Below are 11,316 nucleotides of genomic sequence, written 5' to 3' on the forward strand. Positions count from 1 at the left end.
CCATTAACCACGCCTGTCCAGAGACCGTAATGCCATCATGACATCATTCAGCGCGAGTCAATGGTGTCACCCAGAGGTGATTCGCTCCAGAATCCGCGTGAGCTCGGCCCATCCCTGTGTCTCGGTCCTGAGCGGCTCAACGAGCTCGACGTCGATGACCTCGTCGGTGGCCCGGCGCAAGCTCTCAATGATCCGCCTGCTGTGACGCCTGGCCTGAAGGCGGGCCAGGAACGTTCCCAGCCCCGCCAGGACCAGCCCGATCAGCAGACCTCCGAGCAGGAGGATGGTGGGCCAGGGGACTGTCCCCCAGCGAGGGACGTCGATGCTGATGAGCAGGAGATAGTCCTCCAGGACGTGAATCGCCACGAGCCACAGCCCACCGATGAGTGCCGTCAGTGCGGTCACCCACTGCAGTACGTTGGCGAGCCCCCACCAGGCCGGGCGCTTCCACGCCCCGTAGTCCACCTGGGCCACAGCCAGTTCCAGAGGCTCGGCAAGCCTCTCGGCGCGCTCGTCACTGCGCAGAACAGCCTGGGCGGCCAGGTCACCGGGCAGAGCGGAGCAGGCCGCCACGGCGTAGACGTGAGCACTGCTGCGCAGCCTGCCCGTTGCCGCAGGCCCAGCGGGGGGCAGGGAGCTCAGGTCGATGACGCCGGGGCCCGTGGCGCCGTCGGATTGTTCGGCCTTCGCGGCCTTGGGGGTCGGTGGGCGCCCGGTTCCCAGGTGAAGGGCTCGGAGCGGGTCGCGTCGCAGGTGCGCGATCCATCGCAGCCAGAACCAACCGACTCGGGCATGGGCCCGGTGACGGTCCGATGCTTCGAGCGCCTGTGAGACGATGTCGACTCCGGCGAGGCTCGCAGCCGCCTGCCGGAGCGCATGGAGGCAGTGACGCACCTGCGGTGCCTGTTGAGCGGCCGGGTCCGGCGCACCGGCGAGTGAAGCAGATGGAGCGATGATCCCCATCCGCTGCCCCATGTCACTGGCTGCGCGCCGGGCGTGGGCGACGAGGCTTCGAGCACCGGCCAGCCGGTTCGAGGCGACCGAGGCCACGGCGTGCGCCAGGGTCTCAATGCCCTGTCCGGTGCGGGCACTGACGGGAATCACCGAAACGGCGCCAAGCCCCTCCCTCTCCAGAATCCTTCTGAGGTCGGTGAGCACTGCGTCCCGGCCCTCAGGGTCGAGCCGATCCACCTGGTTGAGGGCGACGACCATGACCTCGGCGTGCGCCGCCATAGGAATGAGGAAATCTCGATGAACGACGCCGTCGGCGTACTTCTCAGGATCGAGGACCCATACCAGGACGTCGACCTTGCCCGCCATGCGCTGGGCGATGGCCCGGTGCGCGGGCTCGTCGGAGTCGATGTCGGGCAGATCGACCAGCACCGTGGTCTCGCCCAAGGCCCAGCCGCCGTCGACGCGCACCCGGTGGCTGATGGCGAGCCAGTCCAGCAGCTCAGTGGCCTCAGCAGCCGTGTCCGGGACGATGGCGAGGGGCTGGGTGGTTGTCGGACGGGTGCGGGCGGTGCGGGACACCTCGGAGCCGGTCAGGGCGTTGGCGAGGCTGGACTTGCCCGACCCGGTTGCTCCGAGAAGGGCCGCCACCGTGGTCTGCGGCGCCAGACGCCGACGGTGGGAGGCCTGGGTGAGGACGTCCCGGGCCCGGGTGAGCTCTTCGCCCAGACCGAGCTGCTCGCCCAGGTCGACGGCCCTGGCCAGGTCCTCAAGAACCAGCGGAAGGTCTGACGTGCCGGGGCGGTCGGTCGTCACCTGACCCTCCTCCCGGCCGTCCGGCGGCCGCGGGCAGCCGGCAGAGCGCGCAACGACGTGGCCGCCTCCTGGCAGGCCTGGAGCTGTTCTCGCAGCGTGTCCGCGCTGGGGGTGGGCAGCGGAAGAGCGTCGGTGAAGCACTTCGCCTGGTTGGCGAACAGAGCCGTGGCACGCTCACTGAGGTCCTCCCGGGCCCGCTTGGTCATGCCGCGCATCGCCTGGTCTCCGAAGACGGCCTCCAGAACGCGCTGGGCCAGGATGGCGGTGCCGCCCGCGATACCCACCTCTCCCCCGGTCAGTCCGCCGGTGTGAGCGAAGACGAGGATCATGAGGACGACTCCGGCGCCGTTGACGCCCAGGGACAGCAGGCGGGCAGTGAGGCGCTTGTCGGAGCCCTCGGCTCGAACGAGTGTGAGCACCTGACGCTGCCAGTCGTGGACGAGGGCCGCGGCGACGACCTCCAGGCCGGTCTGGCTGGGGACCTCCGCCAGGGCCCGGTTCAGCGCCTGCTGGGAGGTGCCGGCCCGCCTCCAGGAGCGTTCCGTGGCCAGACAGGCCCGTTGGGACTCGGCGACCAGGAGCTCGACCAGGGAGGAGCCGATCGCCTGCTCAACGCGCTTGGCCGGGGCCGGACGTCCCCGCAGAAGCGACGTGACGCGGTCACGGACCCGCCCCACCTGCACCTCCAAGGACCGGAACAGGTCCCCGGTGCCCACGAACTCCTGCCAGCGGGCCAGCACCTCACCGTGCAGCATGGAACCGTCCTCGGTGGCCTCGATGACGCGTTCCAGAGCGTCATCGTGCTCGGAGGTGGCTGCTCGACGCAGCTCGGCGTACTCGGCCTCCTGGGAGCCCAGCTCGACGGCGAGCAGCTCGCTCTGCGCCAGGAGGGAGCCAATGGCACCGGTCAGGCTGCGGTGCGCCACGTCCTGGCGAGCGGCCGCGTCGGAGGCCAGCGCCCCCAGCCACTGACGCAGCGGCGACACGCAGGACTCGGGCAGGAATCCGTCGTCGTCCAGAGCGGTCTCGGGAATCGTGAAAACGGGCGCCTCAGCCAGGTTCGCCTCCACGAGCCGGCGCCGCAGGTCAGCCTCCACCTCGATCTGCGCGCCCTGCGGTACGCGGTCCAGGACGATGGCGGCCGTGATGTGCCGCTCTGCCGCGGCCCGCAGGTGCTCCCAGGGGACGGCGTCGGCGTAGCGCGCCGCCGTGGTGACGAAGATCCACAGATCCGCCCCGGCCAGGAGCGTGGCGGCCAGGTCCCGGTTGTCCTCGACCACGGAGTCGACATCGGGCGCGTCCACGATCGCCAGTCCCTCGGGGAGACCGTCGCAGGCCCGCAGCTCGAGCTCTCTGGGCGTGTGGTCGGTGGCCGGGCTCGCCGGAGCGTCGGCGTCCACGCGCATGCGCGACAGGGAGCCCAGGACCCGGTCGGTGTCGAACCAGGCGGCGTCGGTCGGTGCGTGCAGCAGCAGGGGGCGTCGCGTGGTGGGGCGGATCGCGGAGGCCCTGGCCACGTGCCGGCGAACCAGTGAGGACACGAGGGTCGACTTGCCGGCCCCGGTCGAGCCGCCGACCACGGCCAGCAGCGGGGCGTCCAGGCTGGCCAGGCGGGGAAGGATGTAGTCGCCGAGCTGGTCGCGGATGAGCGTGGCCTTGTCCGAGGCGGCAGCGGTTCCTTGAAGGACGTAGGGCATGGACAGGGCCGTCAGGCTGTCCCGGAGGGCGGACAGTGCCCTGGTCGCCTGCTGGACGTGGTGCGTGCTGCTGGACTCGCTCCGGCTGTGGGTCATGAGGCTGGGTCGACCTCACTGCCGTCCTGGCCACCGGCCTGCGAGCAGGCCGCAGCCGGGCTGACGGTGATCCGTGGGGCGGCGTCGGCGGTGGGCGGCTGCCAGGTGGCGGCGTCGGCCTCGACCTGCTCGCCGGAGCGGATGTCCTTGACCGAGTCGGGGGCTCCGTCGGCGCCGGGGAACCACACGAAGGGGATGGATCGTTTGTCCGCGGCCTTGATCTGCTTGCCGAACTTGGCGGCGCTGGGGGCCACGTCGGCGCTGATGCCGCGGGCGCGCAGCGTGTCGGCGATGGCGTCGGAGGCGCAGCGGTGGGCCTCGTCGGTGACGGCCACGAGCACCGCCGTGGGCACGGAGCGGCTGACCTCCACGAGCCCCTCACCGATGACGCGGGCCAGGAGCCGGGACAGGCCGATGGAGATGCCCACACCGGGGAAGGTGCGCTTGCCGTTGGTGGCCAGGGAGTCGTAGCGGCCCCCGGAGCACACTGAACCGAGGTCCTCGTGACCGGCCATGAAGGACTCGTAGACCGTGCCGGTGTAGTAGTCCAGCCCGCGAGCGATCTTGAGGTCGGCGATGACGGCGCCGGGGCGGCGGCGTCCGGTGGCCTCAAGCAGGACGGTCAGCTCGGCCAGGCCCTTGTTGAGGAGCTCGGTGGGCTCGGCGCCGGCCAGCGCCCGCAGGACCTGATCGGAGACGTCCTTGCCATCGGTGCCGGTGATGGTGGCGAGCCTGAGGGCCTGCGCCGCCTGCTGCGCGCTGACGCCGACGCTCTGGGTGAGCTCGGCGGCCACCTTCTCGGGGCCGATCTTGTCGAGCTTGTCGACCACGCGCAGGACCTCGATGAGCCGGTCCGGGTCGATACCGATCGACTGGTAGAAGCCCTGAGCGACCTTGCGGTTGGAGACGTGGATGGTGACCGCGGGAACCGGCAGGGAGCTGAGCGCCTCATGCATGATGAGGGGGACCTCGACGTCGTGGTGGAGCGGCAGAGCACCGTCACCGACGATGTCGATATCGGCCTGGATGAACTCGCGGAAACGCCCTTCCTGGGGCCGCTCCCCGCGCCAGACCTTCTGAATCTGGTAGCGCTTGAACGGGAAGGTCAGCAGCCCGGCATTGTCCACGACGTAGCGGGCGAAGGGGACGGTCAGGTCGAAGTGGAGCCCCAGCTGCTTGCGCGGATCCGTCTCGGACTCGGCGTCGGCGGGATCGGCCTGAAGGCGGCTGAGCAGGTAGACCTCCTTGGAGGTCTCACCCTTCCTCGTCAGCTCGCTCAGCGGCTCGACGGCGCGGGTCTGGATGCCGCTGAAGCCGTGGAGCTCGAAGGTGCGGCGCAGGATGTCGACGAAGTACTGCTCGACGATGTGGCCCGCGGGGAGCCACTCGGGGAAGCCGGACAGTGAGGAGAGAGCTTGTCGTACCTGTGCCATGGTCCGCATTGTGTCATGACGGGCAGTGAGCCTGCGCGTCGCCGTCGGGCCCTGCCGCCATCAGGCCTTGAGGTCTCCCCCACGGATCTTGGCCTCGGCGAGGTAGGGGTTGCCGTGGTGCTCGTGCTCCATGGTGGTCACTGCACCGTGCCCGGGCAGCAGGATGGTGGCCGGGTCGACGGCGTTGGCCAGGAAGCGCAGGGTGGCGAGCATCTGCACCTGGTCCCCGCCGGGCAGATCGGTGCGTCCCACGGATCCCTTGAAGATGACGTCCCCGTCGAGTGCCATGAGGTAGGTGTGCTCCTCGTCAACGGCGGAGGGATCGTCCTCGATGACCTCGGCCTCGTAGAGCAGGGCGTTGTCGGCCAGGCGGGCCTCGAAGAAGAACAGCGCGGAGCCCTCCGAGTGCCCCGGAGCGGGGACCGCGCGCAGCGCGATGCCGGGGACCAGCTCAATGGCCTGGGAGAAGCCGTCTGCCGGGAAGAGACGGATGTCGGCGGGCTGCTTCCACTCGCTGCCTGCCATGTCGGTGAAGCTCATGCCGTTGGCGCTGATACCGGTGGTGATGTCGGGCTCCTCGAGCCGGTAGCGGTCGCGCTCGGGGATGTAGACCGGCACGTCGACGGCGTCGTCACTGGTGAGCAGGCCCTCGGCGTGGGCGGCCTCAATGAGCGCCTGGCTGTCCCACACGTGGTCGGCGTGACCGTGGGTGAGCAGGATGGCGCTCAGGGTGAGCCGATGGGAGCGAAGCAGGGCCATGGCGCCCCGCACGGAGCCGGCTCCGGGGTCGACGACGAGGGCGGGCTCGCCCGGGCCTGCGGCCAGGACGTAGCAGTTGGCTGCGAACACGGGTGCGATGGTGCGCTCCAAGATCATGCCTCCCACCCTACTTGGGTCACCTGGGAGCAGTGTCAATTCGGTAAAAGCGCTGCCCAGGTCCACAGGACCCGACTGACTCACCGAAGGTGAAGCCTCCTCCCCCACCAGTGCCCAATGAGCCAGCGGTCGTGGCTGGCCACGATGAGCGTGCCCGTCCATGTCCTCAGGGCGGCTTCGAGCATCTCGAGGGCGTCCAGGTCCAGGTAGTTCGTGGGCTCGTCGACGACGAGCACCTCGGGCCCAGCAGCAGCGGCCAGGGCCAGCTGGACGCGGCGCTGGTTGCCGTCGGAGAGCTCGCTGATGGGACGGTTCCACAGGCGCGGGTGCAGAGCCCCCCGGCCACGGTCCCCGATCCCCTCGGTCCACACGTCCTCATCCACCCCAGGGTCGCCGAGACGCGGCAGGTGCTGGGGTATCCAGAACACCGAGCCGGATACCGTGAGGCTGCCGACGGAGTCCTCCGTGGGTGCTGACCGCCTACCCATCCAGGTCAGAAGCGTGGACTTCCCGCTCCCATTGGCGCCGGTGACCAGCAGGTGCTCGCCCGTCATGACGTCGACCGTGACCGGTGCAAGGCGCCCGGGTACGGCAGCCGACCGGGCCGATACCGCCATCCCTGTTCGCGGCGCCGGTTCAGTCAGGCCCAGCTGCAGGTCGTAGGAGCGGGGCCTGCGCACCTCGGTACTGGCGAGCGCCTCCAGCCGACGGTCGTCCTGCGTCTGGCGCCGGGTGGAGACGCGCTGGGCGCGGTCGGCGTAGAACTTCCGGGCTATGCGGGCCTCGGTCCGGGGCGCTGCCCCGCTGTGCCCAACGATCTCGGAGTCGCGACGGTGACGCGCGAGCTTGCGCCGCTGCTCCTGCTGCCGCTGGTGAAGACTGTGGTGGGACGACCTGGCGTGCGCCTTCTCCACGAGGTAGTCGCTGTATCGCCCCGCGCACCGGTAGGCACCCATGGGGCCGCTGTCCCCGGAGGCGGTGGCGAGCGCCTGCCACGGCGCTGTGTCGAGGTCGACGACGGCGGTGGCCACCTCGTCAATGAAGGCACGATCGTGAGAGGAGAACAGGACCGGTCCGGGCCATGACGCCATCATCTCGCTCAGGTAGCTACTGCCACCGGCATCCAGGTGGTTGGTGGGCTCGTCGAGCACCAGCGCCTGACCGGCTGAAAGAAGCAGAGCGGCGATCTCCAGCCTCCCCCGTTGGCCCGGCGACAGGGAGGAGACGAGGCGGCCTGTATCCACGCGCCCCAGTCCCAGCCCGGCGAGCGCCTCAGCCCGTCGAGCCGGCAGGTTCCAGGCGTCGAGCGACTCAAGCCGGGTCAGCAACGAGTCGTACTCCTCGGCGAGGGAGCCGGTTTCAGCTCCGGCCTGGGCAATGGCCTCGCTCATGCGCTCGAAACGATCAAGCGCTTCCAGGGTCTCAGCGCAGACGGCGTCGAGGTAGCCCTCGATCGACGTGGCAGTCGACTCCTCCGAGTCGGCCGCCGGCGGGCCATGCTGCTCGGGAATGCTGACAGTCCCGTGGTCAGGCGACAGCTCGCCGGTGGCCAGGCGCAGGAGCGTGGACTTCCCCGATCCGTTGGGGCCGACGACGCAGACGCGTTCGTCATCGGAGACCGTAAGGTTGATGCTCTCCAGCAAGGGGGCGGAGGTGTAGGAGAAGCTGACATGGGAGAAACTGATCGCAGGCATGACTCGTCCTTGGCATGAGGCGGTGGGGGCACAGGGGCGAGTCACGCGAGCATGGTCACATGCTAACAGCGCCAGCCGTCGACGAGGCCTGGGGAACCGACACCGGCCCGCTCGTGAGGGGCATCGGCGCTCAACGAATCAACTGAAATCAGTGGGGCGAAGGATGGTGAATGCTGCCGGCGGGAACGTAGACTTTCGGCACTGCCGTCCTCCGACAGCACCTCACCACCACCCGGCTTGACAGCCGGGCGCGAACGGAACGGAGCGGTCACGCCGCTCCCTCCCCGTCAACCCATGAAGGAGCATCCCGTGACTGAGCGGAACCAGCCCGACAACCGGTCTGACAACCAGCCCGAGGCTGAGCAGACCATCCAGCCGACCGACCTGAACGAGTCGGCAGCGCCCAGCCCGACGGAGCAGGTACCAACGGCCGACGCATCCCCCGCCGATCCCGCGGTTGAGGCCGTTGCGTCAGCGGAGACCAGCACCCCACAGACACAGGCCGACATCGAGTCCTCCAAGGAGCCCGCGCCCGGCGAGCCCGCGGACCAGCGCGTCGAGCAGCCCACAGCGACGTCCTCTGACGAGCCAGCATCCCCCGCCTCCAAGGAGCCCGCCCAGACCGAGCAGCCGACAGAGAAGGTTCAGGCCGCCGAGGCCACCCCGGAGGACGCCACGCCGACCCCGACCGAGGTTCCCGCCCCCGCGGCGGCTTCCACGGCGCCCGCCGAGCCGGCTGTCGACCCGCAGGAGGCCATGGACGCCGCCAAGTGGGGGCGCGTGGACGGTGAGGGCCGGGTCTACGTCCAGGACGACGGCGCCGAGCGCGAGGTCGGCCAGTTCCCCGATGCTCCGATCGCCGAGGCCATGGCCTTCTACGTGCGCCGCTACCTGGACCTCAAGGCGACCATCGACCTGTTCGCAACCCGTCTGCCTCAGCTCAGCGTCCGTGAGATCGACTCGACCCTGTCGTCGATCACCGAGTCCCTGACCGAGCCGGCCGCCGTCGGCGATCTGGAGGGGCTGAGGGCCCGTTTCGCCGCGCTCAAGACCGTGGCCGCCGAGCGGCGCGAGGCCGTCTCCGCCGAGCGCGCGGCCGCCAAGGAGCAGGCCCTCAAGGAGCGCACGGCGATCGTCGAGCGCGCTGAGGCCATTGCCGAGCAGGACCCGGCTCGCACGCAGTGGAAGAACTCCGGTGCCGAGCTGCGTGAGCTGCTCGAGTCCTGGAAGGCTGCGCAGCGGCGTGGGCCGCGCCTGGACCGTCCCACCGAGGACGGGTTGTGGAAGCGCTTCTCCCACGCGCGCACCACCTTCGACCGTCACCGCCGCCAGTTCTTCAGCGAGCTGGACGCCAAGCAGGCGCAGGTGCGGGCCGCCAAGGAGGCGCTCATCAAGCGCGCCGAGGAGATGCAGACCTCCACCGACTGGGCCGGAACCTCCGCGAAGTACCGTGACCTGCTGGCCGAGTGGAAGAAGGCCGGACGCGCCTCCCGCAAGGAGGACGACGCCCTGTGGGCCCGTTTCCGGGCCGCCCAGCAGGTCTTCTACGACGCCCGCCGTGCCAAGGACGAGGCCGTCGACGCCGAGTTCGCCGAGAACCTCAAGGTCAAGGAGGCGCTGGTGGCCAAGGCCGAGGCGCTTCTGCCCATCAAGGACATCAAGGCCGCCAAGAAGGCCCTGCGCCCCATTCAGGACGCCTGGGAGGAGGCCGGGCGGGTCCCGCGCGGCGCCGTGCGTCGCATTGAGGGCCGCATGCGCGCCGTCGAGGACGCGATCCGTGAGGCCGAGAACGCCGAGTGGCGCCGCACCGACCCGGAGACCAAGGCCCGCGCCGAGGGCCTGGCCGGTCAGCTCCAGGACGCGATCGCCGGGCTGGAGAAGGACCTGGCTGCCGCCCAGGCCGCCGGTGACGCCAAGAAGATCGCCGAGGCCGAGGCCGCACTGACGGCTCGCCGGGCCTGGCTCGAGCAGGTGCTGCGCTCGGCCAAGGCCTGAGCCGAGCACATTCCGCTCAGCTCTGAGACTGAAGGAGCACCTGAGGCGGGGTCGACACCACCCACCGGTGTCGATTCCCGCCTCACGTCTCGTCCTGGCGTCCCGGGTCCGGAGCTCCGCTACTCCCAGGTGGCGGTCGCGGGATCCACTCCCTCGGACCTGGCGCAGACGTCGATGACGTCCTTGAGCCAGGCCGCCAGGCCCGGTGCACGCTTGTCGTAGTAGCGGGCATAACGTTCGTCCGCCACATAGCTGCGGGCGATGATGACCTGCTTGGAGGGGGAGACCTCGAACCACCGGTTGAGATCCTTGCGGTGCCACCGCGCCAGGGCATTGGCCTCGGGGCTGCCCGGTTCGACGCCGCTGCGCATCGCCTCGGCAAGCGCGGTCTCCAGAGTGACAGTCTCCTCGTGCGCCTGCTCCCAGTCGGCGCGCGACATCCGGGCCTTGCGCCGGGCCGACTCGGCCCACTCCTCCGTGTCACCCCACCGGGCACGGGCCTCCTCGAGATAAACAGGGTCCCAGTCGGTCCCCCAGATCTCCGCCGTCTCAGCCAGGGAGAGCCTGCCCCCCAGCTGCTGCATCTCCAGGATCGTGTCGATGGCGGTGAGCATCTGCTGCAGGCGGGAGACCTGTCCTTGCAGCAGCTCGCGCTGACGGCGCAGGTGCGTGATCGCGTCAGCACCCGGCTCATCAAGGACCGTCTTGATATCGGTCAGGTTCATGCCGGTCTGCCGGTAGACGAGGACCTGCTGGAGGCGCATGATGTCCGCCTCGCCGTAGAGCCGGTAGCCGGCGGCACTGCGTCGGGATGGATGCACCAGACCGGTCTCGTCCCAGTGGTGCAGCGCCCGGACACTGACGCCCAGAAGCGTTGAGACCTCACCGACCGTCATGGCGATGTCCGCATCTTTGGACACGGCGTCAACCGCGGTCCCGGCTGCCGTGCCACGCCTCCCGACTCCCGCATGACGCTGCTGAGAATCCTTCACCCTGTCTCCTTCCTCAGTACTCGCTCCGGCAGGCAGGTGCCCTCGCGCGTGCCGTCCACCGTGGAGCCTCCCGCCACGTGAGGGTCAACTCCTCGCGGTCACCACGAGGTTATCCACAGGCGGCCGGTTCACTATGGCGCCGGCGGCCGGTTGACGTCCACGATGGCATATGACTCATTTCGTCCCAGTACCCGGCCACGCCGCCGTGGCCCACCTGTCCGCCCGCCCACTCTCCCCCGTCCTGGGCACGCTTCCGCCCCAGGACATGGAGGTACTCAGGTGCGCCGGGCTCGACACCCGGTTGCTGGTCAACATCCTGGGCAACCTGCAACCGGCCGACACTCTGCGCTCGACCGAGGGACGTATGCGGGCCATTGCCGCTGCGCTGCCCTGCCGGGGTGTGCTTCTGGCGAGCACCGCCCTGTGGGTGCACGTCGGCGGGCCCCCGCCCGATTCCCTGGAGGTGAGCCTGCCCGGAGGCCGTCGAAGTCGACTGCCCTACCTGGTGACCAGACGAGGCAGGCTGCCCCACTGCGACACGACCGTGATCGGTGGTATCACCTGCGCCACGATCGCCCGGGCCGCCGTCGACATCGCCCGTCTGGGGCCACCGGTGCAGGCAGTGCAGGCCATCATGGCGGCCCGCGATCACGGAGTGAGCCGAGTCCGTCTCCTGCTCACGCTCAACCACTGCCGCGGGGCTGCCAGCAGAGGCTGCCCGCGGGCGCAGCACATCATCGAGGAGGTCATGGCCGGCGCGTCGTAG

Annotated in this window: 8 protein-coding genes; 2 read left to right on the top strand and 6 right to left on the bottom strand. The window is 69.9% G+C overall.

Going from position 1 to position 11,316, the window contains the following annotated elements; translation table 11 throughout:
- Window positions 1-66: 66 nt before the first annotated feature.
- The 5 genes from BKH32_RS00940 to BKH32_RS00960 all read right to left on the bottom strand — a co-directional run bounded on the left by BKH32_RS00940 (window position 67) and on the right by BKH32_RS00960 (window position 7,563).
- Complete coding sequence (locus BKH32_RS00940) at window positions 67-1,767, bottom strand: GTPase family protein (RefSeq protein WP_075248209.1); 1,701 nt, start codon at window positions 1,765-1,767, stop codon at window positions 67-69.
- Complete coding sequence (locus BKH32_RS00945; RefSeq protein ID WP_075248210.1) at window positions 1,764-3,560, bottom strand: dynamin family protein; 1,797 nt, start codon at window positions 3,558-3,560, stop codon at window positions 1,764-1,766. Before BKH32_RS00945 ends, BKH32_RS00940 begins: the two co-directional genes overlap by 4 nt.
- Window positions 3,557-5,002: a histidine--tRNA ligase gene (gene hisS, locus BKH32_RS00950; RefSeq protein ID WP_075248211.1), complete on the bottom strand. Its 1,446-nt coding sequence runs from the start codon at window positions 5,000-5,002 to the stop codon at window positions 3,557-3,559. Before hisS ends, BKH32_RS00945 begins: the two co-directional genes overlap by 4 nt.
- 51 nt (window positions 5,003-5,053) lie before the next feature.
- Complete coding sequence (locus tag BKH32_RS00955) at window positions 5,054-5,869, bottom strand: MBL fold metallo-hydrolase (RefSeq protein WP_075248212.1); 816 nt, start codon at window positions 5,867-5,869, stop codon at window positions 5,054-5,056.
- A gap of 80 nt (window positions 5,870-5,949) precedes the next feature.
- Window positions 5,950-7,563 (bottom strand): ABC-F family ATP-binding cassette domain-containing protein, encoded by a 1,614-nt coding sequence (locus BKH32_RS00960; protein ID WP_075248213.1) that lies wholly within the window; start codon window positions 7,561-7,563, stop codon window positions 5,950-5,952.
- Window positions 7,564-7,857: 294 nt separating this feature from the next.
- Here BKH32_RS00960 and BKH32_RS00965 point away from each other — a divergent pair, with 294 nt between their 5' ends.
- Entirely contained in the window at window positions 7,858-9,558 is a 1,701-nt protein-coding gene (locus tag BKH32_RS00965; RefSeq protein WP_075248214.1) for a DUF349 domain-containing protein, read from the top strand.
- 119 nt (window positions 9,559-9,677) lie between these two features.
- Here the strand turns inward: BKH32_RS00965 and BKH32_RS00970 are convergent, their stop codons facing one another.
- Entirely contained in the window at window positions 9,678-10,550 is an 873-nt protein-coding gene (locus BKH32_RS00970) for a MerR family transcriptional regulator (protein ID WP_081376642.1), read from the bottom strand.
- A 169-nt stretch (window positions 10,551-10,719) separates the two neighbouring features.
- On the opposite strand from BKH32_RS00970, the gene BKH32_RS00975 reads away from it, so the two are divergent.
- On the top strand, window positions 10,720-11,316 hold the full coding sequence (locus tag BKH32_RS00975; RefSeq protein WP_075248215.1) for a hypothetical protein: 597 nt from the start codon (window positions 10,720-10,722) through the stop codon (window positions 11,314-11,316).

Origin of the sequence: Actinomyces oris, from assembly GCF_001929375.1 — a bacterium.
Classification (GTDB): Bacteria; Actinomycetota; Actinomycetes; order Actinomycetales; family Actinomycetaceae; genus Actinomyces; species Actinomyces oris_B.